Genomic DNA, 25,265 nt, shown 5'->3' with positions numbered 1-25,265 from the left:
TTCATCGTTGTACGCTCCGCTAATTAGCGATCAGGCCGCCCTGGGAAGAAATACATGGGCGTCGATCGAGGTGGGCCGTTCGGCAATCATTTCGGCCAACAACTGGCCACTGGCACACGCAAGCGTGAAACCGAGGGCGCCGTGCCCGAGGTTGAGCCACAGATTGCGATAGGAACTGGCGCCAATCAGTGGCAGGCCCGTGGGCGTCGCTGGCCGCATACCTGCCCATTCAACCGCAGCGTCGTAATTTCCGGCCATCGGAAATGTCTGGCGGGCCAAGCGTTTTACGACCGCCAGACGCTTAGGCTCTGGTGCGCTGTTGAAGCCCACCATGTCGACCATCGCGGCGACGCGCAACTGCTCGCCGATTCGGGCATAAACAGTCCTGCGATCGTAATCCGTCACGCTGATCTTCGGCGCACAGTGATGTTCGCCGATGGGTACACTGAGGCTGTAGCCCTTGAGGGGGTAAAGCGGTAAACGCATCCCCGGCAACCCCAGGCTCGAACTGTTATGGCCTGCCGCCAGAATGAGGTTCTCTACAGGCAGGACTTCATCTTCAAGCTCCACCGCCACGACCGCACCAAATGCCTCATGAATACGTTGCACCTTGCGCCCGTACACAATGCGGCAACGTCCCGACGCCTCCAATTCCCCGCCTAGCAGCTGGCAAAATGCATGGCAATCGGCGACTTCTTCGGTAGGGTTGTAAATACCTCCGATAAAGGTGCCCTCCATCAGCGACGGCTCAAGCTTGCGGCAGTCTTCGGCCGATAGCACCTGTTGCTGGAGGGGGTCTGTCAGTTTGCGCCGCGCCTCTGCGAAGCTGTCTTCGGAGCGGAAGGTCAGCAGTTTTCCATTGCGTTTCCAGTTGAACCCCTCCAGATGGTCCTCTACCCGCCAACGGTTCAACACGTCCTGGCTCATCGACGCCAGGCGAAGCAAATGCGCGGAGTTGGTGCGGTTGACAGAGGTGCGGCATGCCCCAAGGAAGGACGCAAGCCAGCGCCATTGCGATAGGTCCAGCCGGGGTCTGAGTTTCAGGGGCGACTCCGACCGTAACAGCAGACTGAGTGCCTGCAGCGGCACGCCGGCATCGGCAAGGGGTGTGACATAGCGATACGACAGTTGGCCACCGTTCGCGAAGCTGCTGGCATTGCCCAACTTTTTTTGCGCTTCGACCAGAGTGACTTCCATGCCTGCACGCACACATGCATAGGCACTCGCCAAGCCAATGACGCCGCCGCCGATGATACATACTCGCCTTGCCATATTGACACCTCACATGGATTGAAACGAATTCCAGAGTAGGTTCCAGTGACAAAAGTTGAACAATGAATAAAGGTAAGCGACCCATAAGTTGAGGTTATGAACTTTCATGCGCTTGCGACATATAGAAATCTTCCAGGCCATCCGGCAGACGGGCTCCGTCAGCGCCGCCGCGCAGTTGCTTCATGTCTCGCAACCCGCGGTAACCAAGGTATTGCAACACGCCGAATTGCAACTGGGCTTTCCTTTGTTTCTAAGGGTGCGCGGCAAATTGCAGCCCACCTCGGAAGCTCTGGCCCTGGAAAGTGAAGTAGAGAAAGTGACGACGAGCCTGCAGGGGGTGCAGCGGCTGGCCAAGAGCTTGCGCCATACGCCTGAGCAAAGTGTGCGCATTGGGGCGATCCCCGCGCTGGCGCAGTCACTGCTGCCTCCCTCCATTCTGGAGTGGAAGCGCAGCTACCCGGACATCGCCTGCGAGCTGTCCAGCGACCATAGCCGCGAGCTCGTGCAGCAGTTACTGATGCGTGAAATCGACCTGGCGTTGACCCTCAATTTCTCCGGCCACCCGGGCCTCACCACCCAGATACTGGCGAACGGAGCGCTGGTGGCGTTGGCCTCAAAAGGCTACTGGCCTGAATCTGAATCACACAAGGCACTGCCGTTGGCCGACCTGGCAAGTACGTCGCTGATCGGCCTTTCCAGCGCCGATCCGTTGGCGGCAAAGCTCGACAACTATCTGGAAAACGTCAGCCCACCACCACAAATAAGCATTTCCGTACAAACCTATTCCCTGGCCAGGGCGATGGTCGAATCGGGCGCGGGCATAACGGTCATCGATCCCTTCACCGCCCTCAGTGCCTCCACGGCGACCGTGTGTATCCGTACGCTCACGCCACCCCTGCCGATTACCCTCTACGCCTTGACCCGCGCCCACGAACCGCCACCGCATATGTTGGCCGACCTGCTACAGATTTTCGGCACTCGGGCGCGTGAGTTGCTGGACCTCCCGCAGGTCAGAGCACGTAATGCATGATCGCCACAAAATGCAGCAGGCTGCCGCCGATCACAAACAAATGCCAGATGCCATGGGAATGGCGCAAGCGATCCTCCAGGGCAAAAAAGATAATGCCTACGGTGTACAGCACCCCACCCGACGCCAACCAGATAAACCCGGCCGTGCCCAGCGCCGCCATCAGCGGTTTGACCGCTACCAGTACGATCCAGCCCATCACGGCGTAGATCACGATGGACAGAATCCGCGCCTCCGAGCGCGGCTTGATCTCCTGCAGGATGCCGATCACCGCCAGCCCCCAGACAATCCCGAACAGCGTCCAGCCCCACGGCCCGCGCAGGGTCACCAGGCAGAAGGGTGTGTAGCTGCCGGCGATCAACAGGTAAATGGAAAAGTGATCGACCTTCTGCATGATCGCTTTTCGCCGGCCCTGCACGCTGTGGTACACCGTTGACGCGCTGTACAGCACCATCAGGGTAAAGCCATAAATCGCCACGCTGACGATCTTCCAGGGGCTGCCGTCCAGGCTCGCCACCACCAACATCCACACGGCGCCAATACAGGCCGCGACTGCACCGAGCAAATGGCTCCAGGCGTTGAATCGTTCCCCGTGGTACATCTGTCACTGACCTCCCGTCACCCTCAAGAACAGGCGGACAAGCGTCCTGCCTTGCGCATCAGAGTGCAAGCGGCACGTGACGTTCCGGCGACGACAGCCGGATTTACGGGCACAATCGAGCGCAATCGAACAAGAGCCCAAGGCCATGCTGATCGACGAAGAATTCACCCTCAAGAAGCTGGAGATCTTCCTGGCGTTCATGCGCACCGGCAACCTGGCCCGCGCCGCCGCCGAGCTGCAAACCAGCAATGTCAGCGTGCACCGCGCCATCCACTCGCTGGAAAGTGCCCTGCGCTGCCCGCTGTTCAAACACGAGGGGCGCAACCTTACCCCGCTGGAAAGCGCCTACGTGCTCGAAGAGCGTGCGCAGAAACTGGTGGCGGATGTGGTCGACAGCGTGCGCCTGACCCGCGAAGCCGCTGGGTTCTCGGCCGAACGTTTCAAGCTCGGCTCGCTGTATTCGCTGACGGTCAAAACCGTACCGCAATTGATCATGGGCCTGAAAATCCGGCGCAGCGAACTCAATATCGACCTGATCCTGGGCTCCAACTTCGACCTGCTCTACAAGCTCAAGAACATGGAAGTGGACGCGATCCTCATCTCCCTCGACGAACACGCCCACGACCCCGACTGTGAGCAGATCGCGCTGTTCAGCGATGACATCTTCCTCGCCACCCCGGCCGATTCGCCCCTGGACCGCAATCAGGAAATCGACCTGGCCGACGTGTGCGATGCCACCTTTATCACGCTCACCCAGGGCTTCGCTACGCACCAGGACGGCAACCGCGTGTTCCATCAGGCAGGGTTCGAACCGAAGGTGGCGATGCAGGTGAACGATATCTTCACCTTGCTGAGCATGGTCAGTTCAGGGGTGGGTTATGCGCTGCTGCCTGGGCGGATCGCGGCGGTGTATGAGAACCGCGTGAAGCTGATACCGCTGCAGCCCAGGTATCGGTTGCAGCAGCAAATCGGTGTGGTGTTTTTGAAAGCCAAAGAGCGCGATCCGAACTTGCTGGCGTTGTTGGCGGAGTGTCGGATGTATGCCAATCGCCAAAGCTGAGGACGATCGCTCCCACGCTCTGCGTGGGAGCGCAGTTTAGGACGCTCCGCGTCCGCTTTTTGAGACCGTGCCGCAGAGCGGCACAAGAGGCGTTCCCACGCGGAGCGTGGGAACGAGCATCCCCTGTCAGCCCACCAACCCACGCATCAGCAAAAACAACAACGACGGCCCCAGCAAGCACCCCAGCGCCGTATAGAACGCCGCCGTCAAACACCCATAAGGCACCAGCTTCGGATCTGTCGCCGCCAGGCCGCCCGCCACGCCGCTGGAGGTGCCCATCAAGCCACCGAAGATCACCGCGCTACGTGGGTTGTTCAGCCCGATCAGCGGTGCCACGAACGGCGTCATCACCATGACGAGAATGGCCTTGATCAACCCTGCGGCAATGGACAGCGCCATCACCTCGGAGCTGGCCCCAATCGCCGCGCCGGTCACCGGGCCGACGATATAGGTCACGGCCCCGGCGCCGATGGTGGTGAGGCTCACCGCATCGGTGTACCCGAACGCCATCGCCACTCCTACCCCGGCAACGAACGACGAGCCCACGCCGACAAACAGCGCCAACACACCCACGAAGCCCGCGCGTTTGAGCTCATCGACACTCACGCCAAACGCCGTGGCGACAATGGCAAAGTCCCGCAGCATCGCACCACCGAGCAGGCCGATGCCCGACAACAGTGGAATGTCCACCACACCCTTGGAACCACCGGTAAACGCACCGCCCACATACGACAGCGCCAACCCCAGCAGAATGGCAATGGCCGAACCATGCAGGCGGCCCTTGGTGAAGGTATCGGAGATCCAATAGGACACCCACATGGTCAGGCCGATCACGGCAAAACCACTGATCAAGCCGTAGCCGGTGATCACTTTCATCATCGATTCGTACATGGCGATCACCCGGCTTCTTTGGTGGGAACAGGAGTAACCGGCTCGCGGTTACCGATACGCACCAGCACGGGCACCAGGGCAAAGCCAAGCACCACGGCGAGGGTCCCGGCCAGAATCGCCATCGGCCCACCGCTGATGGCGCCATATACGTTTTGCTGGGCAGCCATCGCCACCACAATCGGGATATACACCGCCGCCCAGAAACTCACGCCTTGCTCTGACTTGCCGGTAAACAGGCCGCGTTTGCTCAGGTAGCTGCCCAGGCCGATCAACAGCAGCATGGCGATACCCACCCCGCCGACGTTGGCCGGAATACCCAGCAGCTTGCCCAGCAGTTCACCCACAAACAGCCCTGCCAACGTGCAGAACGCCAAAAAAGCCACACCGTAGATAATCATGGTTGTTGTCCTCAAAGTGCTCGTTCGAAATTGTTGTTTTTGTGCTTCGAAAGCCTTGGGTACTGCGTTATCGGTGGCGGCGTTCCTCCTCTTGCAGCAGGGCCTGCAAGGTGTCCAGGCGGGCGCCTTCGCAGGCGATCACCGTGCCTTGTTCAAACACACGGCGTGACAGACCGGTGAGCACCGCGCCCGGCGGCAGTTCGATTTGCAGGCGCACACCGCGCTCGTAGGCGCTTTGCACCGTGCCGCGCCAATCGACGACGCGGCACATATTGAAGGCCAGGTCGTCACGCAAGTGTTCGGGGTTGTGGATAGGCCGTGCGCGGGTGCTGCTCAGGTAAGTGATGCGCGGTGCCTTGAGTGGGACGAAGGCTTGGAACAGAGCCTGGGCGGGTGGCTCAAGCAACGAGCAGTGAGACGGCACGCTCACGGCCAGGCGCTTGGCGACGCCGTTGCCTTTGATGCACTCGGCGACCCGCTTCATCGCTTCGTTGCTGCCGGCGATGACGGTCTGGTTATCGGCATTGATATTGGCCAGGTACACCGGCATTTGTGGGCTGTGGATATCCGCCAGCAAGGCCTCGACGCTGGCCAGATCAGGACCGATCAGCGCGGTCATGCCATAGCCCTGTGGATAAGCCTGCTGCATCAATTCGCCACGCAAGCTGACCAGTTTTATCGCATCAGCAAAGCCCAGGGAGCCGGCGATCACCGCAGCTGGGTAGGCGCCGATGGACAGGCCCGCCACATAATCCGGCGTGCACGCCAATTGCCGCGCATGGGCCACGCCGGCGATCAACAGGCACAGCTGCACAGCCCGCGTCGACTCAAGCGCTTGCGTCGAATCGAGCTGACGAACGTCTTCACCCAGGGCATCACTGGCCTCTTGCACAATGTCGGCCGGCAACGCCTGGAGCATGCCGCTGCGTTGGGCGCCCTGCCCCGGAAACACCAGAAGGCTGCTCATGCCACGGCCTGCCAAGGGTTGAGCACAAGGTGCGCACCGCTGACGGTCTTGAGCAGTACACGGCGTGAGGAGCCGGCCCATTCGCGCAAGGCGACGGCGCCGAAAGGGGTTTGCAGTTGCAGGTCGACGGCGCAGGGCGCGGTGTCCAGGATCGCCAACAACGCTTGCGCCTCGCTACGCCCCAAAGGATTGGGCGTGCACAGAATCAAATCCAGGTCACTTTGGGCATGCAGCGCTTCAATGCCACTGGCCAATTCAAACCCGGCACTGCCGCTGACGCCCCAGTCTTGCTGCGCCAGCACCGGGCGCAGTTGATCGAGGGCCCGCAGCGCTGGTAAATCCCGTGGCGAGAGCACCTCTCGCAAAGCTTGCGGCGACACCCGTCGTTGCACCGCCGCCACAGGCATCCGGGCGGCAAAACGCTGCTCACGCAAACGCCCACGTACACCGACCGCCACATGGCCCGGCTCGGCGATGGCGCGCCGCACCACCACTGGATGCCCGGCACGGATCGCATCCCGCACCCAGGCTGGGGCATCGGCAGGCAGATGCGCCAGGGTCATGCCCCAGAGCAAGTCGTGGGCGTTCACCATTGCTCCCGCAACAGCTGGCGCACGTGGCTGGAGGCAGCCCGGTTGGTCGCGCCGAGGCGTGAACTCAAGTCGGTACTGCCGATATCCTTGACCGCCTGCACCAGGCAATCGTGAACCCGCGCCACGTCATCCGCCGTGGGCTGTTCAATCTGGGTGACTGTCAGCGTCTCCCACAGCAAACCCAGGCTGGCATAGCTGTCGATGTCATAGGCCATCGGCGGCACACTGGCGGCCAGGGCTTCCAGCTCTTCGACGCTGCGCAAGGTCACCCGGGCGGCCGAGGCTTTGCCCATGGCATGCACCATCACGCCAGGGTCGCGCAGGGCGATCAGGCGATTGGCCTGGTAGCCGTGGGCGAGGAACGCGCCCGACATGGCCTTGCCCACCAGCAGCGCGATCACCGGGTGACCGGCAAGCCGGGCACGAGCGTAGCTGTCAGCGGCAGCGGCCAGGGCCTGATGAATGCCCAAGGCTTCTTCGCGACGGCCATAAGCTTGGCTGGGTACGTCGACGATGGCGATGATAGGACGCTTGTCACCCCGGGCGATGGCTTCGTCCACCGCCTGGGCCAAGCCCCAGCCTTCCAGCAGGCCGACTTCGCCATGGCGGGCGCGGGGGAAGCGGTTGTGCGGGTCGGGAACCACGGCGATATAGCGCACCGCCTGTTCACCCAATACTCCGTCCGCCACTTTCAATGAGCCCGGCAAACCCTCAACGGGCGTTGCGTTGGCGCTCAACGCGTTGAACCACTGCGAGCCTCTCATGAGCGTTCTCCCTGATATAGGCCGCGAACAGTCGCCGGCTCGATTTGCGCGCTCGCGTCCAGTTCGGCCAGGCGCGCCAGGTAGAAATCAGCGCGCCGGCTGCGAGGTTGTACGGGCACACCTTGCTGCAACAGTGCGCTGACGGTCTGCTGGATCTGCGCCACATCGTCCGCCACATAACGGTCGGCCAAGCCGCTGTTGAAGCGTTGTTCGCCACCGGTAAGGCTCCAGATAAAAGGCCGGTCGCGGGAGTCGTATTCCTCCAGGCCCGCCTCCTGTTCGATCACTTGCGGGCCATTCAAACCCAGGCGTGCTTCGCGAGTGACCACCAGGTAACTGCACAAGCCAGCCGCGATGGACATGCCCCCAAAGCATCCGACACTGCCGGCCACCACACCGATCACCGGCTGGTACTGGCGCAGGTCGACAATCGCCGCGTGGATATCGGCAATCGCGGCCAGGCCGAGGTTGGCTTCCTGCAAACGTACGCCGCCCGTTTCCAGCAGTAGCACCGCGCAGGTGGGAATGCCGTTGCGGTTGTCATCGGCGGCCAGTTCCAGCGCACCGGCGATCTTTGCACCGCCGACCTCACCCAGGCTGCCACCCTGAAAATTGCCTTCGATAGCGGCAATCACCACAGGCTTGGCGCCGATGCTGCCCTTGGCGATCACCACGCCGTCATCGGCCTGGGGCACCACGCCTTGGCGGCTGAGCCACGGCGACATGATTCGCTGGAACGGGTCGATCAACTCGCGGAAGGTGCCCGCATCCAACAGCGCCTTGGCGCGCTGCCGGGCACCGAGCTCCACAAAGCTGTGTTTGGCGAGTAAGTCAGTCATGGCCGATCTCCTCGAAACCTTGCTCCAGGCGCAAACGCACTACGCCGGGCGTGGCACCGAAGTCGTGGATATCAATGTTCAGGGCCGGCAGCGTCTGCTCCTGGAAGATGCGTTCGAACAGGTGCTGCCAGCGTTGCTGCGCGCCATTGACTGAGGTTTGCACCTGAATGGTCAGGGTGCCGGGCGTACCCGGTTCCAGCAGCACTTCCAGGTCGCCCGAGCCGACGCAACCTACCAGCGCACGGCCTTTGGGGGGCTGCCCGGCGGGGAATTCAAAGGACAAGGTTTCCATCACAACGCTCCGTCGAGGCGGTCGATAAACAGGCAGGCGGCCAACAGGTCGGCGGCGCCACCGGGGGAGGCATTCAAGGCAAGCAGTTGCAGGTCCAGCTCATGCAGTTGGCGGCGTCCGGCGAGGGTTGCGCTGCCACCGGCGTCGAGCACGGCCTGGGCGCCCTGTTGCATGGCGGCCAAGCCTTCGGTACCGGCGCGGTAGAGCACGCAGGTGTCCGCCAGGTCCGTCATGATCGCCAGCAAGGCATCCAGGCGAGCGTTCTGTTCACCGGCGTTTGCGCGGCGGCTCTTGTGCAGTTGCGGCAGGCCGCGTTGGGTCACCGAGGGGAAGCCGAGTTGCGCTTCTTCACGGGCACCGCGTGCGCCGTAGCGCTGGGCGACCTGGGCGCCATGGCTCATGGGCTGCGGTGCGTAACGGTCGTTGAGCAGCGCCAGTTTGGCGGCGGTCAGGGTTATGGCATGCGGTTCCAGGGCCGCCGCCGCGGTGAGCAAACCCAGCGCCCAGATCGCACCGCGATGGGTGTTCACGCCCTGGGTGGTAGCGAGCATGGCCTGCTCGCCTTCCCGGCCAATACGCCCGAGCGCTTCGCGCAGGGGCAGGCCGACTTCGCCGATGTCGAGCGCGGCCTCGGCCATTTCCTTGAACATCGGCCACAGCGACAGCGCCGAGGCGTGCATCAGCCCCAGGTGCAAATCGCTGTGAGCGCCGTTGCCGCGCCGGTCTACCAATGCGGGTTTAGGCGACAAATCCGCTTCATCGATCAGCGCATCGACGGCCATGTCCGCGAGGCGATCGGCGAGGCTGAGTTCATGCAGTTTGAGCGCGCGCATTTACCAGCTCCTGAATTTGGCGGGCGGGTTGTACAGGCCACCAGACCACTCCACCAGGTCGGCCACGCTCTTGGCAGCCAACAACTCGCGGGTGGCGTCGGTGCGGCGAATACCCAAATCTTCGGGCAAGGCAATCAAGCCTTCGCGACGCATGCGCGCCGTGTCCTTGGGGTTGTGGCGCATGCCGATGGCGGTCACCCCGGCGACGGCGGCGATCATCGCCTGGCGTTCTTCCAGGGAGCGCGCCTTGTACAGGTAGGCGATGCCTTCTTCGGTGAGCAAGTGGGTGACGTCGTCACCGTAGATCATGATCGGCGCCAGGGGCATGCCGCTTTTGCGCGCCACTTCCACCGCGTCCAGGGTGTCGACGAAGGTCGGTTTGCCGCCCTCCTGGAAGGTCTCGACCATCTGCACCACGAGTTTTTTGCCGCGCTCAAGCAGGGCTTCTGGCGCATCGTCGTGGCGCATATCCAACCAGGCCGGCGTGCCATGACGGCGGCCGCGTGGGTCGTGGCCCATGTTCGGCGCGCCACCGAAACCGGCGAGGCGGCCACGGGTCACGGTGCTGGAATGCCCGTCGCCATCTACTTGCAGGGTTGCGCCGATAAACAGGTCCACGGCGTATTGGCCGGCGAGTTGGCAGAACATGCGGTTGGAGCGCATCGAACCATCGCGGCCGGTGAAGAACACATCCGGGCGCGCGGCGATGTAGTTTTCCATGCCCAGTTCGGTGCCGAAGCAATGCACGCTTTGCACCCAACCGCTTTCAATCGCCGGGATCAATGTGGGGTGCGGGTTGAGGGTCCAGTTGCGGCAGATCTTGCCTTTCAGCCCCAGGGATTCGCCGTAAGTGGGCAGGATCAATTCGATGGCGGCGGTGTTGAAGCCGATGCCATGGTTGAGCGACTGCACATTGTGTTTTTCATAGATGCCACGGATCGCCATCATCGCCATCAGCACATGCACCGGCTTGATATGGCGCGGGTCGCGGGTGAACAGCGGCTCGATGTAGAACGGCTTGTCGGCCACCACCACGAAATCCACCCAGCTTGCGGGGATGTCGACGCGGGGCAAGTCGGTGACGTCATCCACCAACTGATTGACCTGCACAATAACGATGCCATCGCTGAAGGCGGCGGGCTCGATCAACGCCGGGCTGTCTTCGGTGCTGGCGCCGGTGTAGATGTTGCCGGCGCGGTCGGCCATGAAACCGGCGGAGAGCACCACGTTGGGGATCAGGTCCACCACCAGCCGTGCGTAGAGTTCGATGTAGGTGTGGATCGCGCCGATTTCCAGCAGGCCGTCTTCCAGCAACTGGCTGATGCGCAAAGATTGAGTGCCGGCGAAAGAGAAATCCAGCTTGCGGGCGATGCCCTTTTCAAACAGGTCCAAGTGCTCGGAACGGCCGACGCTGGGCATGATCATGTGCAAATCGTGGAGCGTGGCCGGGTCGGCCTTGGCCAGGGAGCGCGAGAGGAAGTCGGCCTGCTTCTGGTTGTTGCCCTCCAGCACCACGCGGTCGCCGGGGAGGATCAAGGCTTCAAGGGCCTCGACGATCTTGTCACTGGGCAACACCGCCCCGTCTGCGTATTTCTTGACCAGCCCGAGCCGCCGCTGCTTCTCGTCGCGCCGCCGCGTCCAGCGCGAGTCGGGGGTGATGGTTGTTGTCATGGTCGCTCCACGGGGTTTGCTGTCGTGGGCTGTACCTTAGGAGCGAATGTGCAGAGGCATCAATCAAGCTGGGTGCTGGATCGTTACGGCTGGAGTAACAGTGCAGCACCACGTCTGCGGTAATACATCGATGTGCTCAATATCGAGCAAGCCACCAGACTATTTAACGTCAGTATCCAACCCGGTGCCTTGGACCATACAGAGGCAAGCGTCCCTACATAGAGCACCAAGAGCACAACTAGTATGAGAAATAGACCCAGTCCGACCGACTCTCCCCATTTAGGGAATTTGTTACGGCACTCAAGCACCACAATGCTCAAAAAGGTGAACAAGAAGGTAATAAGCATGATTCCAAGCGCATGATCAGTTGCCACTACGCGGCCAGAGAGCTTCGAAATAAGGAAAAGAAAAATCATGGACAGAGAGGACAGCCATAACCAAACAAAGGCGTAATCAAGAATGTTGAACAACGCCCGTTTGAACTTCAACGCCTCGACCGCGTTCGGCTTTGTCACGAGTGCAACAGCCAGCAGACCAGACCCCAGCCCTCCAAGGGTCATGATGATGAAGTTGTTTAAAACGTTAATAGTGTCTTCGGGAACACCGACCAACTGGATCAGCAGTAGGATAATCACTGCACCTACAATGGAAATCATGCCCCCCCAAAGCGCACCACGCCCCTCAGCCAATGACCTGACTGCGGACGCTGTTGCGGTCACTGTCAGGCCCCATAAGATCAAAGCGCCGGTAACCATGTTGTAGAGAAATGAAAAACTGTTGCCTACTGCGCCAAGAAATTCCATCACGCCCACATCACTCCATCCCTAAAACTGAATCCTCCTTATCGGCCGTAGCACATAAAGCTTGATGTGGGGCTGGCTTGCCTGCGATGGCGGCCTGCCAGCCGACGCCTATCTACCTGACACCCCACAATCCAACTGTGGGAGCGGGCTTGCTCGCGAAGACGGCCTGACAGCCAACACAGTTATACCGAGTACATATCCATTGCTGCGGTAACGGCCACTTAGGGTTCCGCTCTGACAGCGGCTCACTTTTGAAAAGCCGGAATGCCGGCCCAGTCAAAAGTAAGCAAAACGCTCTTGCCCCACCACTCGGCACCTCGCTTAGGCTCGGTGTGCCCGAACACAGGCTTGAATCCGTGGGCCGCCGCCACGCGCCATCCATGGCGCGGGGCGGCTAACCCGGCGTCCTGCCGGGTTACCCACGAATTCAAGCCTGCGTTCGGCCAGCGTGGTTTAACGGGGCGCCTGAGATCAAGATCAAAAGCAGATCAAGAGCGACTCGCTTCGCATCGTGGTTACCGTCTGCTGTTACAACCCACAAAGTTGTGTAGATACCTATGGACATCGCAGACAAGCCACCCACATGGGTCGGTGGTGTTGGTTAGATAGCGGTCCCAAAGAGGGAACGATCAGTCCCTTTTTGGGACCGTTTCAAGTTGCTGGCGACGGGCTGATTTGCTCCAGTGCTCTATCCACCAGCAACTGACCCAACTCGGCCATTTGCTGGATCCCCAGCATGATGGCGCGCTGGGAAGTGTCCAAGTCGAAGGCCAGGTTGCAGGTGAGTGCGTTGAGGGAGGACAGGGTTTCGCTGGCGTTGACCAGTAGGGTTTCGGTGTCTTGGTGGGGGTTTACGGTGAAGAGGTGTGGATTGGGCGTAGGTTTGATCATGATGAAACTCCTAAACAGTTAGTAAGGAGCGCCATCGTTCGCTTGCACGCGAATGAGGGTGGCGACCGTGCGCAGGTGTGCAAGACCGGGCCTGTTTAGGACACCCAGCAGGTCCGAAGACCTCCTGCGCGCAGCCGCCATAAAGCAGCGAGCACAAAAAACGCCCGTTGTTTGGCTGGGCGTTTGTACGCCTAAACAGTTTCGTCGGACTTGCACGTCCGTGTCACCGTTTTTTGCGATGACGGAGCGAAGACTAGGCGTGCGGACCTCTCACCACAAGTTCATGCATAGCCCAAAATCTTGCGGGAAAAATCCTAAGACCACCTCCACCATCATCCTTCCGATAGGCAGCAAAGAATGCTCCGACAGGCTTTTCAGGTTGTTGCTCGGAACTCGCCTCCCTAACCTTTTCCATCCGAATCGTGCCACGGGCAGACATCATGAATCCGACCGTTAAACCCGATGCAAGGCCATTGCAGAGTGTGATGCATCACATCACAATCATGCCATGATCGTTAGCTGGAAACATAAGGGACTCAGGGCCTTCTATGAGACCGGTTCAACCAGAGGCATCAACGCAAATCATGCAAAGCGCTTGCGCCGCGTTCTGCTCATTCTGGACAAAGCCGAGCACCCAGATGCACTGGACCTGCCCGGCTGGCGCTTCCATCGTTTAAAGGGCGACCTGCTTGACTACTGGTCCGTCAGCATAAGTGGTAACTGGCGCATTATTTTTCGGATGTTCGACGATCAGGTCGAACTAGTCGACTATCTTGACTACCACTGAGTAGAGGCATTGATATGGGTATGCACAATCCACCTCACCCAGGTGAGATCCTGCTTGAAGATGTGATCCCTGCCTTGGGCATCACCATCACCGAGATGGCGAGACGCCTGGGTTTCGCCCGTGAGACTTTTTCAAGGATCTTGCATGGCCACGCCCCGGTCAGCCCGGATCTTGCCGTTCGGTTGGAGCGCGCGGGCGTGAGTACCGCCCAGTTATGGTTGTCGATGCAAAGTGCTTATGACTTGTGGCAGGCCGAGCACCGGGAGCAGCCAGTGATTGAACGGTTTGCGCGGATTGATTGAGACCTAGAGATGAGCGCAGCTCGTTGTGGGAGCTTGCCTACTCCCACATTGGTCGGTGGTGTTGGTTAGATAGCGGTCCCAAAGAGGGAACGATCAGCCCCTTTTTGGGACCGTTCCAAGTTGCTGGCGACGGGCTGACTTGCTCCAGCGCTCTATCGACCAACAACTGCCCCAACTCTGCCATTTGCTGGATCCCCAGCATGATGGTGCGCTGGGAAGTGTCCAGGTCGAAGGCCAGGTTGCAGGAAAAATCTGAGCGCTAGCCCATCACAACACCATCATGACCTTGACCTTCCCCAGGCCCTCCAGCGCATAACTGTGGTACTCATACACTTCCCCCTGAATAACCAGATGCAGGGTGCCACCCTCATTATTGACTTGAACATCGGGCTCTTTTGTTTTGAGAAAAGGAGGTGCAGACGCTAATGCGCTGAGTATTTCCTGATCACTTCCCAAATCCTTATGCACGTAGTACCTGTAGGAAAACCCCACCGTCGCACCACCTTGGCCATCTCGCGCACCATAGATCGACATACCGTTGCCTAGGGAGTGCTTCAACACCACTTCATCCAGGTCCGGTGTTCCGGGCGCCAGGACCCAACTGCCGCCGATATAGAGCAGGCAGATCACAAGCAGGCAATTACGCAGAACAGGTATGAGGCGCTTAGTGGCCTTGCGAAATGGCATATTCGATACCTCTTCTTATCCAATATTGGTCCTGTGGGTCGTCACCAAAAGGCTCACCGCCCCACCATAATCCAAAATCCGGACGAGTCGTTCTGGCGACGGTTTGAGCCACACCGGCGGCTCGCAGCAACACATTTTCGGGAATGCCCAGCACCGTGCCTGTGGCACCGTAATTGAAGTTACCAAAAGCTTCGTACTGACGCCCCTGCTTCTTGTAGTTCCAAGGGCCGGCCGCACGTACTTGGGAGTAAAACCAGGAATAGGCAAATGCCGAGCCGGGCTTGAGATGAATGCGTTTGGATTGGGATATCGCCATGTTTTCAAGAATTGAAACACCGGGCGGCATTAACGGTACGGCCATTTGCGAGTCCTTGCTGGCAGTGAGGAGTGCAGAAACTAGCCACTCCACTGCGGCCTGAAAACCCGCCTATTCCAAATTCAGAACTCGCCTACAGCAACTCCATCCTATTCCGACATATCGCCGATCATTTGCAAGCTAACTGATCGTTCCCATGCTCCGCGTGGGCATGCATCCTGTGACGCTCTGCGTCACCCTTGTGCTGACTGGCGGGACGCGGAGCGTCCCCGGCGGCATTCCCACGCGGAGCGTGGGAACGATCAGTCAGGCCAGGCCGGACTCTACCAGCAGCGCCTCAAGCCCCATCAAATCCGGCACCTTCGCCACCTGCTCGCCCACTTGCACTGCCGCCAGTTCCAGCGGGCATAGCGGCACGTCCACGTAGCTCAATTCGCTATCGAGCTTGTACGAACGCGGAATACCCTGGATCACCAGCGCAATGAATTTCAACGTCGGGCGCCCGCCCAGTGCATTCAACACCACGATACGTGAGCGTTCACCCGTCATGCTGGCTTCTCCGCAGGCCGCTTCAAAGCTGATCAACGGAATCTGCCGATCGCGCCACGTAACCTGCCGCAAGTACCACGGCGGCGCGTCGCTGGCCGGTTCGCCGCGCTGGAAGTCGATCAGCTCGGCCACGGCAACGTTGGGCAGCACCAGGTGGCGGTCGGCCAGGGGCAGTAGCAGGCCGGTGAGTTGGCTGGTGCGGTGCTCAAGCATGGGACTTGCTCCAGTAGGCGATGCTTTCCAGCAGTACCGACTCTTGGTACGGCTTGCCGAGGTAGTCGTTGACGCCAATGGCCATGGCGCGGTCGCGGTGTTTCTGGCCGGTGCGTGAGGTGATCATGATGATCGGCAAGCGCATCAGGCGTGGGTCGTTGCGTATCTGGATGGCCACTTCGAAGCCGTCCATGCGCGGCATTTCGATGTCGAGCAGCATCAGGTCTGGGGTGTGTTCTTCTAGGATGGCGAGGGCGTCGATGCCGTCCTTGGCGGTGAGCACGTTCATGCCGTTGCGCTCCAGCAGGCGGCTGGTGACTTTGCGCACGGTGACCGAATCGTCCACCACCAGTACCAGCAGCGGGCGTTTTTTCAGCGGGTCGTTGAGGGTCAGCGGCGCATCCACCGCCTGGGCCGGCAAGGCCGGTTGCCGGGCGCGGATGTGCGCGAGCAAGTCGATGATCAGCACCACATGGCCGTCGCCCAGGATGGTCGCGCCGGTCACGCCCTGCACCCCGGAGAACTGCGGCCCCAGGCCCTTGACCACAATCTCGCGGGTACCGGCCATGGCATCCACGTGCACCGCCACGCGGCGTTCATTGCAGTGCACCAGCAGCACCGGCACCGGCTGGTACTGGCCCAGCAGTTTCGGGCGACTGGCGGTGTGTAGCAGGTCGCCTAAGTAGAACAACTCGTAGCGCTGGCCGGCGTATTCATAGTGCGGCGGGTCTTGCTGGTAGTGCCCGGCCAATTCGTGGGGCAGCACGCGCACCAAGCCTTCGATGGTGTTGAGCGGGATCGCGTATTGGTCGTCTGCGCAGTGCACCATCAGCGCACGATTGACCGACACGGTAAACGGCAGGCGAATGCGAAAATGCACGCCCATGCCCGGCGTCGAGTCGATCACCATGGAGCCGCCGAGCTGGCGCACTTCTTCATGCACCACGTCCATGCCCACGCCGCGTCCGGAAATCTGGGTGATTTTTTCGGCGGTGGAAAAGCCCGGTTGCAGGATGAACTGCAACACGTCACGGTCGCTGATTTCTTGATTGGGCGCGAGCAAGCCACGCTTGATCGCCTTGCGCCGCACCGCTTCAAGGGGCACGCCGGCACCGTCGTCGCGCATGTCGAAAACGATGTCGCCGCCTTCGTGGGTCAGGTCCAGGGTGATGCGGCCCTTCTCCGGTTTGCCCGCTGCCAGCCGCACTTCGCGGGACTCCAGGCCGTGGTCGACGGCGTTGCGCAGCATATGCTCCAAGGGTGCCGCCATGCGCTCCAGCACATTGCGGTCCATCTCGCCTTCGGCATTGCCGACGATGAACTCCACGTCTTTGCCCAACTCGCCCGCCACTTGCCGCACGATGCGTTTGAGGCGTGGCAACATGCGCTCGAAAGGCACCATGCGCGTGCGCATCAGGCCTTCCTGCAATTCGGTGTTGATACGCGCCTGTTGCTGCAGCAGGTTGTGGGCATCCTGGTTGCGGCGCTCAAGGGTGTCCTTGAGGTCGAGCAGGTCGGAGGCAGATTCGGACAGCGCACGGGCCAGCTGTTGCAGCTGCGAATGGCGGTCCATTTCCAGCGGGTCGAATTCTTCGTAGCCCAGACGTTCGGCCTCGGCCTGCTGGCGGCTCAGGAGGCGGCCCTGAGTTTCGCTGTCGAGCCGGCGCAGTTGGTCGCGCATGCGCTCGATGGTGGTTTCCATCTCACTCAAGGCAATGCGCGCATCCTTGACTTGCTGCTCGATACGACCACGGAAGATCGAGGTTTCGCCGGCGAGGTTGACCAGGTCATCGAGCAAGTCAGCAGAAATTTTCACCATGTCGGCAGCCGGATCGGCGACCGCTTCGGCCTTGCCCGCCGGCAGTGCCACGGGTGTCACCGGCTCATCACTGGGGTGCACCAGGCTCTTGATGCGCTCGATGAGTTTATCCACCGAGCCCACTGGCAACCCCTCGGCCACGGCGTCGATCATCTGCGCCAGGCGGTCATGGCAGCCTTGCAGCAGAGCGAACAATTCAGGAGTCGGCGCGAGCAAACCGGCGGACAGCCCTTCGTAGAGAAATTCCAGCTCATGGGCCAGATCGCCGATTGGCCCGATTTCGACCATGCGTGCGCCGCCCTTGAGGGTGTGCAGGTCACGCAGCAGGGTTTCCACTTCCTGGCGATTGCCCGGCTCGGCCTGCCAGCGCACTAGCGCGCTGCCTGAGCTGTCGAGAATATCGGCGGCTTCTTCGAGGAAGATATCCAGCAATTCCGGGTCGGCACCCGAGGCGGGCTCCACCGCAACCGGCGCTGCCGGGCTGCTGGCCTGGCGCAATTCGCGCAGCCTTTCGACCAACTCGGCACCGTCACTCAAGGGGTGCTGCTGTTGCAGCTCGTCCAACTGTTGGGCCAAGCGCTCGTGGCTGGCCATCAGTGCCTGGGACAGCTCCACGGAATAGCTATAGCGGCGGTCCACCAGCCCCTCATAAACGCATTCGAGCTCGTAGGCCAAGTCGCCCACCGGGTCGATTTCGGCCATGCGCGCACCGCCCTTGAGGGTGTGCAGGTCCCGCTGCAACGAGGACAAGGGCGCGGCGTTTTCGGGTTCCAATAACCAGCGCTTGAGCGACTGGCCGGCGCTGTCGAGGATGTCTACGGCCTCCTCAAGGAAGATCTCGACAATCTCGTCGTCCATCGCCGTTGCGTGATCCAACTGCGCAGTGGCCGCGCCCAATTCGGAGATACTCAGGGCGCGGCTGCCGTCGCTTTTGATCAGGCCCGTGGCGGACGGGTCCAATGCTTCATCGAGCAACTCGCGCAACGCTTGCAGCCGTGCGGGCGCGGGGCTGATTTCCTGGCCGGCGGCCAACTGGTCGAGCATGTTGATCAGCGCGTCGTGGGCCTGTTCGGCCTCCTGAAAAAACCGGGCGCTGACCGCCAGGCTGCTTTCCTCTACCGCGCCATACAGGTCGAGCAAGGCTTCGCACAACGCGTCGATAGGATGCAGGTCGGCAAGGTGCGCGCCCTCGCCCAGGGTGGTCAGTTCGTCCAGCAACGCCGTGAGTTCCTGACGGTCGCCGGGGTGTTGCTGCCAGCGGCGCAGCAGGCTTTCGGCGTCGAGCAGGATGTCCATGCCCTGGGCCAGAAAGCTGGTGATCAAGTGCGGGTCACGCTTGACGCGCAGGCCGGCCGTGGGCGCGTCGAGCAAGGCGGCAAGTTGATGCTCCAGCAGGCGTTGGCTGCGGCTGATCAGGTCGGCCGCGCCGTTGATCGGCGCCAGTGGATTGTGGTCCAGGCCACCCAGCCCGAGCTGGAACAGCGCTTGTGCTTCAACTAGCAACGCCACTTCGTCCTTACCCAGCGGCAGGCGGTGGGCCTTGTATTCACGGGTGAGGTGATCCAGCGGGCGTGCCAGTTCGGCGATGGGCAATACGCCGGCCATGTAGGCGCTGCCCTTGAGGGTGTGCAAGGCGCGTTGCAGCTCATCGCTGACCTGCAGCGGCACCTGCTCGGCGGCCTGTTGCAGGAAGTGCTCGAGGCTGTTCAGATGGCCCTGAGCTTCGTTGCGGAAGATCTCCAGCAGCAGTGGGTCATGGGGCTCGGTGGCCGACGTGGCGGCGCCACTGGCCAGGGCATGGGCACGGGCGGCCAGGGCGTCGACCTCATCGCGCTGGCGTTGGTCGCCGCTGGCAAAATCGGCGATCAGCTCCGGCAGCAGGGCCACGGCCTCATCCAACACCTGCTGCACCTCAGGGCCGAGGGCTACACTGCGTTCCAGCACGCGATTGAGCAGGTTCTCCACGGCCCAGGCCAGCTCGGCCAGCACCAGGGCGCGCACCATGCGGCCGCTGCCCTTGAGGGTATGGAAGGCGCGGCGCATTTCGCCCTGGGCGGCTTTGTCCGTGCTGTCGGGCAGGTAGCGATGCAACACGTCGAGGACTTCATCGGTTTCTTCAAGAAAGACTTCGCGCAGCTCATCGTCAATCGGTTCTTCACCGGCCGGCGGCGGCAACAGGCTACCGGGACGCTGCAAGGCTGGAGGGTTGAGACGTGAGGTGGGGCTCGCCAGCGCATCGAATTGGGACTGGCTGGGTGCAGCCTCGGTGGTCAACGCCCCCTCGGACGCAGCCAGGGCCTGGCGCCAGGGTTTTTCCACCGGCAGGTAGCCCAGTGCATTCAAGCCCTGGGTGGCCAGTTCCAGCACTTTCTCCCCAACTGCGTCAGGGTCTTGAAGCATGCGTTCGAGGTAATACTCCAGGCTGCTGACCACCTCGGCGAAATGCTCCAGTTGTACCGCCGAAGGGGCGCCGTCGTTGACCATCAACTGCTCATCGACGTAATCGGTGCAACCGCGCATCAAACTCGCCGCACGCGGCAGAGGAATCATCGCCAAGGCACCACGCACCTGGCTCAACAGCTCGGGCAAGGACTCCAGGCGCTGACGGTCCCAGTCGGCCTCGATGCAGTCGATCACCAGCTCCTTGGCTTGGCGCAGGCACTGGCACGACTCGCGAATCACTAGCTGGTGAATCTGGGTCAGGTCGGTGGTGGGCAAGCGGCTGTCTTCACGGCTTTGCGGTTCGACGGTGCCGATCATCCCGGCCAGCGTCGCTTCGACATACAGCAGCGCGCCGGCCACATCCATCAACACCGCGTCATTGGGTTCGCGCTGCCCCTGAACCAGGCTCAACACCACCGCGAGTTGGTCGATGATCACTTTGCGCGGCTGGCCGAAACCCAGTACCGCAAGGGTATCGGCGATCTGCCGCAACGGCGCCAGCAAGGGGTCGAGGTCCTGGGTGTGCTGGCGGTCACTGCGCACGAACAGATCCAGGCGTTCCTTGACCCGCACCAGCTCCTCACACAACGCGCCGAGCACCGAGCCCATGGCATTGCGATCCGGCCCGGCCAGCCGGGCACGTTCAGCATCGACCACGGCGCTGTCGGGCAAGGCTTCGTCCAAGCCGTAGCGTTCCTTCAGGCTTTGCATGCGCGGCGTCGGCCGGGTGACTTTGGCGACGTAGAACAACAGGCTCTTGAGCAACTCATCTGGCGCCGGCTGGTTGATGCCATGGATGCCTTGAACCAGCAAGCGCTTGAGTTGCTTGTCGCTGGCCTTGAGCAGGCTGCGCAGCGCCGGGCTGTTGGCGACCACGCCAGTGAGCATGCCTTCGACCAGCGCCGAGGTGACCTGCCACAACGGCAGCAGCGGCGCGCCCTGGCACAGCGCTTCAAGGCGTGCGAACACCCGCGCCATGTCTTCCAGGTTGCTGGGGCCGTGGTCTTCACGCAGCAACCCGGCGAGGGCTTGTTGCAGCAGGTGGCGCCATTGGCGCAACTGTTCATGCAGATCCGCCGTTGCCCGTTGGGCCAGGGCTTGCTCAGGCAACGGCTCGATCGATAGCAGTTGCGGGCTGAACAGGCTGGTTTCCGATAGCAGGCTTTCACCACGGGCACTGCGCAGGTCGTTGAGCAGCGGCAGCACCACCAGCGGCAAGTCGCGGCGGGCACTGTGCACGCGGTCGAGGTACAGCGGCAATTGGCCGAGGGCTTGTTGCAGCAGGCGGATACTTTCATCGCGCTGGCCGACGTGCCCGGCCTGGAGCGCCAGGGCCAGCTCCTCGATTTCTTCGGCCAGCAACGCCGCGCCGTAGAACTCGACCATTTGCAGCGCGCCATTTACCTGGTGGATACCGGCCAGGCATTCGTTGAGGGCGTCGTCGTCATGGGTTTCAACGTACGCGTCCAGGGCCGACCGGGCCTGCTTCAGGGTTTCGGCAATATCGCCCTTGACCCATTCGAGGGCCACGTAGTCGTGCCGATCAACCATAACTGCTCCGCTTAGAATTCATGAGTTGCTGGTATCGCACAAACAATGGAGATCCAGTGTGGGAGCTGGCTTGCCTGCGATAGCGGTGGGTCAGCAATACATCTGTATTTGACAGACCGCTATCGCAGGCAAGCCAGCTCCCACAGTTGGACTGTGGTGTTGTTCAGGTCGCATTTCAATCGTCCACCTGCTTGGGCGGCGGCAAGGTGAAACCCGACACCGACCTGCGCAACTGGCTGGCCATCTTCGCCAGGTTACCAATGCTTTCGGCGGTGGCGGTGGAACCCGACGAAGTCTGCGTAGTGATCTGCTGGATCACGTTCATGGTCAGGGAAATCTGCCCCGCCGATGAGGTCTGTTGCTGCGCCGCATTGGAAATACTCTGGATCAGCGCCGCCAGAGTTTTGGACACGCCTTCGATCTCTTCCAGTGCCACCCCGGCGTCCTGGGCCAGGCGCGCGCCGCGCACCACTTCGGTGGTGGTCTGTTCCATGGAGATCACCGCTTCGTTGGTGTCGGCCTGGATGGTGCGTACCAGGGTTTCGATCTGCCGGGTGGCCGCCGAGGAGCGTTCGGCCAGCCGTTGCACTTCATCGGCCACCACAGCAAAGCCGCGCCCGGCGTCACCTGCCATGCTGGCCTGGATCGCGGCGTTGAGGGCGAGGATGTTGGTCTGGTCGGCGATGTCGTCGATCAGGCTGATGATGTCGCCAATTTCCTGGGACGACTCGCCCAGGCGCTTGATGCGCTTGGCGGTGTCCTGGATCTGTTCGCGAATGTTGTCCATGCCGTGGATGGTGTTGTGCACCACCTCGTTGCCTTTGTTGGCGATCTCTACCGAACGTTCAGCTACCGCCGAGGATTCGGCCGCGTTGGCCGATACCTGGTCGATGGACTGCGCCATCTGGTTGATCGCCGTGGACGCTTCGGCAATCTGCTGGGCCTGGTGCTCCGACGCTTGGGCCAGGTGCATCGCGGTGGCCTGGGTGTCTTGCACCGCGCCCGCGACCTGCCCGGCCGTGAGATTGATGGTGGCGACCAGGTCGCGCAGTTGGTCCACGGAATAGTTGATGGAGTCTGCGATGGTGCCGGTAAAGTCTTCGGTGACCGAGGCGGTGACGGTGAGGTCGCCGTCGGCCAGGTCTTCGATTTCATCCAGCAGGCGCATGATCGCGTTCTGGTTGCGCTCGTTCTTCTGCGCGGTTTCATGCAGTTGGCGGTTGGTCTCGCGCACCATGACCAGGCCGATCAAGATGATCGAGGCCAACGCCAGCAAACCCAGCACGTAACCGCCGATGGTGTCTAAACTGCGCCCGCTGGCGAGGTTTTCAAAACCGGTGGCCAGGTGCGAGGCTTCATCGAGCAGGGTTTGCGACAGGTTGAAAATATTGCTCGCCGAGGCGCGCACCTGAAACAACTGCGGCGAAGTCTCGAGAATTTCATCCACGGAGCCGGAGACAAATTCGAACAGCTCGGCAATGTCCGCCAGCCGCGCCCGGGCGTCCGGGTCTTCGACCTGGGTGATACGCAGCCCCGGGTTGCCGTTGAGCATGCCATTGAGCACCACCCCAAAACGGTTGGCATCGCGGCCGAAAGCATCGGCGGCCTGCACGGCGGTTTCATCCCCCGCCAGCACCGTGTTGACCGCCCCCAGGATACGTTCGGCCAGCAACGACTGGCGTTGGGCCAAGGCCACCTGGCTGGCCGGTGCGCCGCGTTGCAGCAGGCTATCCACGACCTTTTCCGACTCGATCTGCAGTTGCGGCACGGTTTCGGCCAGGGTCGCCGCCACTTGGTGCAACGACAACACGGTCTGCTCGCTGGCCAGGATGGCGTCGGTGTTTTTCAGCAGCGCCTCCCAGTCGGTCTGCACTGCCCGCATTTCGGCGCGTACCGCACTGGGCGCCGCCGGCAAGCCGGTTTGCGGGTCACCTTTTTTCAGGTAGCCCCAGCGCTGGGCAAAATCGTTGCGCGCATCGCCCAGCAACTTGAACGCCGCCGCTTTCCCGGCAGCGGCCTCGGTGGCGTTCTTGGCAATGCGCTGGGACAGCACGCGCAGCTCACCGGCGTGGCCGATGTACTGTTTGTCGTAGGTGGACTGGGTGTTGAGGTACGCGAAGTTGGCGAACAGCAACATGATGAACACGATCAAGGCGATAAACAGCACGATGATCTGCGAACGGCTGCGCGAAGCGGCCTGGGGTTTGGGCGTGGTAACGGTGCTCATGCGGCTACATCCATGAAGCCAGGGGCCTGGGCCAGGGCGAAGGGGCTGAAGACTTGCCACGGCGGGTCGCCGTCGAACTGGCCCTGAATAAACGGCGCGCTCGAGGCGGCGCTCGCCACCCAGGCGTCCAATGGGAAATGCTGCATGCCTACCACCTCATCTACCAGCAGCCCGACAAACAGGTCGTTGAACTCCACCACCAGCACCCGCCGTTGCTTGCGCGCCTTGGACAACTCAAGGCCCAGGAAACCACCCAGGTCCATCACCGGCAGCAAGCGCCCGCGCAGGTTGGCCACGCCTTTGACCCAGGGCTTGACCCCCGGCATCAAGGTGCAGCGCGGCTCATGCAACACCTCGGCGACTTCGCCCATGGGCGCCACGTAGGCGTTTGGCCCTACGCGAAAAGCGATGCCGCTCCAGCGTTGCAGGCGCGTTTCCTGGGACGGCAGGTCCGCGGCCAGCAAGCGGCAGCGGCGGTCGATATCCAGCAGCAGCTCGAAGGCGGTTTGCGACTCGGTCATGATCGCAAGCCTTAGCCGGCCAGCACCTTGTTCAGGGTAGCGATCAGGGTTTCTTCATCCACAGGCTTGGTCAGGTAGTCCTTGGCGCCCTGGCGTTTGCCCCAGACTTTGTCGGTGTCCTGGTCCTTGGTGGTGATGATAATCACGGGGATACCGTTGGTTTCCGGCTCCTTGGACAACTGGCGCGTGGCCTGGAAGCCGTTGAGGCCGGGCATCACGATGTCCATCAGCACGGCGTCGGGTTTATCCTGGCGGGCCAGGGCCACGCCGTCCGCGCCGTTTTCGGCTTTGAGCACCTTGTGGCCATGCTTTTCCAGCATGCCGGTGAGTTTGTACATTTCGGTCGGTGAATCGTCGACGATCAGAATAAGTGCCATGGTTTTCCCCGCTACATTGGTCGGCGCCGGCCCTCGTGAGGCGGCGTCAGTGTGCTTGTTCTACTGCGGCGAACCCAGGCACATAGGCCTTGATCGCCCCCAGCAGTTCTTCCTTGCTGAAAGGCTTGGTCAAAAACTGATCGACACCCACGATGCGCCCCTTGGCCTTATCGAACAGGCCGTCCTTGGAGGACAGCATGATCACCGGGATCGACTTGAACGCCGGGTTGTTCTTCACCAGGGCGCAGGTCTGGTAGCCATCCAGGCGCGGCATCATGATGTCGACAAAGATAATGTGCGGGTGATGATCGACAATACGGGCCAGGGCGTCGAAACCGTCGATCGCCGTGATGACCTCGCACCCCATGTTCTTCAACAGCGTCTCGGCGGTGCGGCGGATCGTTTTCGAATCGTCGATCACCATCACCTTCAAGGCGTTGGAATGCTGTTCCATATCTGCTCTACCATCGCCACAGCGAATCGGTTTTCGGTGTGTACTGCCTGATGTTGCACAGGATGAACGCCGCAAGCCTTGGAATTCAAGGGCTGCTGCGCCGTGCCAGCCTTTTTAG

At 61.5% G+C, this 25,265-nt stretch carries 25 protein-coding genes and 1 pseudogene; 4 read left to right on the top strand and 22 right to left on the bottom strand.

All coding sequences use genetic code 11. From position 1 onward, the window contains the following. Nucleotides 1-30: 30 nt before the first annotated feature. Entirely contained in the window at nt 31-1,272 is a 1,242-nt protein-coding gene (locus tag V8689_RS02210; protein ID WP_056782988.1) for a D-amino acid dehydrogenase, read from the bottom strand. 106 nt (nt 1,273-1,378) lie between these two features. On the opposite strand from V8689_RS02210, the gene V8689_RS02205 reads away from it, so the two are divergent. Further along, complete coding sequence (locus V8689_RS02205; protein ID WP_056782992.1) at nt 1,379-2,302, top strand: LysR family transcriptional regulator; 924 nt, start codon at nt 1,379-1,381, stop codon at nt 2,300-2,302. On the opposite strand, the gene trhA is transcribed toward V8689_RS02205, so the two are convergent. Next, entirely contained in the window at nt 2,283-2,900 is a 618-nt protein-coding gene (gene trhA / locus V8689_RS02200) for a PAQR family membrane homeostasis protein TrhA (protein ID WP_046069907.1), read from the bottom strand. The genes V8689_RS02205 and trhA overlap by 20 nt on opposite strands. A gap of 145 nt (nt 2,901-3,045) precedes the next feature. On the opposite strand from trhA, the gene V8689_RS02195 reads away from it, so the two are divergent. After that, nucleotides 3,046-3,960 (top strand): LysR family transcriptional regulator, encoded by a 915-nt coding sequence (locus V8689_RS02195; RefSeq protein ID WP_056782994.1) that lies wholly within the window; start codon nt 3,046-3,048, stop codon nt 3,958-3,960. 126 nt (nt 3,961-4,086) lie between these two features. On the opposite strand, the gene madM is transcribed toward V8689_RS02195, so the two are convergent. The 11 genes from madM to V8689_RS02140 form a co-directional block, all read right to left on the bottom strand. Then, the gene (gene madM, locus V8689_RS02190; protein ID WP_032897715.1) at nt 4,087-4,851 is read right to left on the bottom strand and encodes a malonate transporter subunit MadM; all 765 of its coding nucleotides are present in this window, start codon (nt 4,849-4,851) and stop codon (nt 4,087-4,089) included. Nucleotides 4,852-4,856: 5 nt separating this feature from the next. Continuing rightward, nucleotides 4,857-5,249 (bottom strand): malonate transporter subunit MadL, encoded by a 393-nt coding sequence (madL, locus tag V8689_RS02185; protein ID WP_056782997.1) that lies wholly within the window; start codon nt 5,247-5,249, stop codon nt 4,857-4,859. Between the two features lie 67 nt (nt 5,250-5,316). Then, a complete protein-coding gene (gene mdcH, locus V8689_RS02180) occupies nt 5,317-6,216 on the bottom strand; it encodes a malonate decarboxylase subunit epsilon (protein ID WP_056783000.1) in 900 nt (299 codons plus the stop codon). Beyond that, nucleotides 6,213-6,809, bottom strand: coding sequence for a malonate decarboxylase holo-ACP synthase (locus V8689_RS02175; protein ID WP_056783002.1), 597 nt, complete (start codon nt 6,807-6,809; stop codon nt 6,213-6,215). The genes mdcH and V8689_RS02175 overlap by 4 nt, the downstream gene beginning before the upstream one ends. After that, the gene (gene mdcE / locus V8689_RS02170) at nt 6,803-7,573 is read right to left on the bottom strand and encodes a biotin-independent malonate decarboxylase subunit gamma (RefSeq protein ID WP_056783003.1); all 771 of its coding nucleotides are present in this window, start codon (nt 7,571-7,573) and stop codon (nt 6,803-6,805) included. The genes V8689_RS02175 and mdcE overlap by 7 nt, the downstream gene beginning before the upstream one ends. After that, nucleotides 7,570-8,412, bottom strand: coding sequence for a biotin-independent malonate decarboxylase subunit beta (locus tag V8689_RS02165; RefSeq protein ID WP_056783005.1), 843 nt, complete (start codon nt 8,410-8,412; stop codon nt 7,570-7,572). The genes mdcE and V8689_RS02165 overlap by 4 nt, the downstream gene beginning before the upstream one ends. Further along, nucleotides 8,405-8,704: a malonate decarboxylase subunit delta gene (locus V8689_RS02160; RefSeq protein WP_056783007.1), complete on the bottom strand. Its 300-nt coding sequence runs from the start codon at nt 8,702-8,704 to the stop codon at nt 8,405-8,407. The genes V8689_RS02165 and V8689_RS02160 overlap by 8 nt, the downstream gene beginning before the upstream one ends. Continuing rightward, on the bottom strand, nt 8,704-9,537 hold the full coding sequence (locus tag V8689_RS02155) for a triphosphoribosyl-dephospho-CoA synthase (RefSeq protein WP_056783010.1): 834 nt from the start codon (nt 9,535-9,537) through the stop codon (nt 8,704-8,706). Before V8689_RS02155 ends, V8689_RS02160 begins: the two co-directional genes overlap by 1 nt. Next, nucleotides 9,538-11,208, bottom strand: a complete 1,671-nt coding sequence (gene mdcA / locus V8689_RS02150; RefSeq protein ID WP_056783012.1) for a malonate decarboxylase subunit alpha — start codon at nt 11,206-11,208, stop codon at nt 9,538-9,540. Nucleotides 11,209-11,291: 83 nt separating this feature from the next. After that, complete coding sequence (locus V8689_RS02145) at nt 11,292-12,020, bottom strand: hypothetical protein (protein WP_150073306.1); 729 nt, start codon at nt 12,018-12,020, stop codon at nt 11,292-11,294. 642 nt (nt 12,021-12,662) lie between these two features. Further along, nucleotides 12,663-12,902 (bottom strand): DUF6124 family protein, encoded by a 240-nt coding sequence (locus V8689_RS02140; protein ID WP_056783016.1) that lies wholly within the window; start codon nt 12,900-12,902, stop codon nt 12,663-12,665. 508 nt (nt 12,903-13,410) lie between these two features. Between V8689_RS02140 and V8689_RS02135 the strand changes: the two genes are divergently transcribed. Together V8689_RS02135 and V8689_RS02130 are read left to right on the top strand one after the other, a co-directional pair. Beyond that, nucleotides 13,411-13,689 carry a type II toxin-antitoxin system RelE/ParE family toxin gene (locus V8689_RS02135; protein WP_056783018.1) on the top strand — a complete coding sequence of 93 codons (279 nt, stop codon included), beginning with the start codon at nt 13,411-13,413 and terminating at the stop codon, nt 13,687-13,689. A 14-nt stretch (nt 13,690-13,703) separates the two neighbouring features. After that, entirely contained in the window at nt 13,704-13,991 is a 288-nt protein-coding gene (locus V8689_RS02130) for a HigA family addiction module antitoxin (RefSeq protein ID WP_020301914.1), read from the top strand. A 121-nt stretch (nt 13,992-14,112) separates the two neighbouring features. Here the strand turns inward: V8689_RS02130 and V8689_RS02125 are convergent. The 9 genes and pseudogenes from V8689_RS02125 to pilG all read right to left on the bottom strand — a co-directional run. Next, nucleotides 14,113-14,238, bottom strand: a pseudogene (locus V8689_RS02125) (DUF6124 family protein); the annotation flags it as partial. Between the two features lie 20 nt (nt 14,239-14,258). Next, nucleotides 14,259-14,678 carry a hypothetical protein gene (locus V8689_RS02120; RefSeq protein WP_056783020.1) on the bottom strand — a complete coding sequence of 140 codons (420 nt, stop codon included), beginning with the start codon at nt 14,676-14,678 and terminating at the stop codon, nt 14,259-14,261. Next, a complete protein-coding gene (locus V8689_RS02115; protein WP_081089486.1) occupies nt 14,656-15,039 on the bottom strand; it encodes a polymorphic toxin type 44 domain-containing protein in 384 nt (127 codons plus the stop codon). The genes V8689_RS02120 and V8689_RS02115 overlap by 23 nt, the downstream gene beginning before the upstream one ends. Nucleotides 15,040-15,300: 261 nt before the next feature. After that, on the bottom strand, nt 15,301-15,756 hold the full coding sequence (locus V8689_RS02110; RefSeq protein WP_003195048.1) for a chemotaxis protein CheW: 456 nt from the start codon (nt 15,754-15,756) through the stop codon (nt 15,301-15,303). Further along, a complete protein-coding gene (locus tag V8689_RS02105; RefSeq protein WP_056783022.1) occupies nt 15,749-21,568 on the bottom strand; it encodes an Hpt domain-containing protein in 5,820 nt (1,939 codons plus the stop codon). Before V8689_RS02105 ends, V8689_RS02110 begins: the two co-directional genes overlap by 8 nt. 175 nt (nt 21,569-21,743) lie before the next feature. Beyond that, nucleotides 21,744-23,795: a methyl-accepting chemotaxis protein gene (locus V8689_RS02100; RefSeq protein ID WP_056783024.1), complete on the bottom strand. Its 2,052-nt coding sequence runs from the start codon at nt 23,793-23,795 to the stop codon at nt 21,744-21,746. After that, on the bottom strand, nt 23,792-24,316 hold the full coding sequence (locus V8689_RS02095) for a chemotaxis protein CheW (RefSeq protein WP_056783025.1): 525 nt from the start codon (nt 24,314-24,316) through the stop codon (nt 23,792-23,794). Before V8689_RS02095 ends, V8689_RS02100 begins: the two co-directional genes overlap by 4 nt. 11 nt (nt 24,317-24,327) lie before the next feature. Next, entirely contained in the window at nt 24,328-24,693 is a 366-nt protein-coding gene (gene pilH / locus V8689_RS02090; RefSeq protein WP_056783027.1) for a twitching motility response regulator PilH, read from the bottom strand. Between the two features lie 46 nt (nt 24,694-24,739). Next, the gene (pilG, locus tag V8689_RS02085; RefSeq protein ID WP_014720321.1) at nt 24,740-25,147 is read right to left on the bottom strand and encodes a twitching motility response regulator PilG; all 408 of its coding nucleotides are present in this window, start codon (nt 25,145-25,147) and stop codon (nt 24,740-24,742) included. Nucleotides 25,148-25,265: the final 118 nt, after the last annotated feature.

This window comes from Pseudomonas sp. AK181 (assembly GCF_051122975.1).
GTDB classification, from domain to species: Bacteria; Pseudomonadota; Gammaproteobacteria; order Pseudomonadales; family Pseudomonadaceae; genus Aquipseudomonas; species Aquipseudomonas lactis.
The sequence above is the reverse complement of the archived record's forward strand: the minus strand, read 5'-3'. Positions and strand labels throughout refer to the sequence as shown.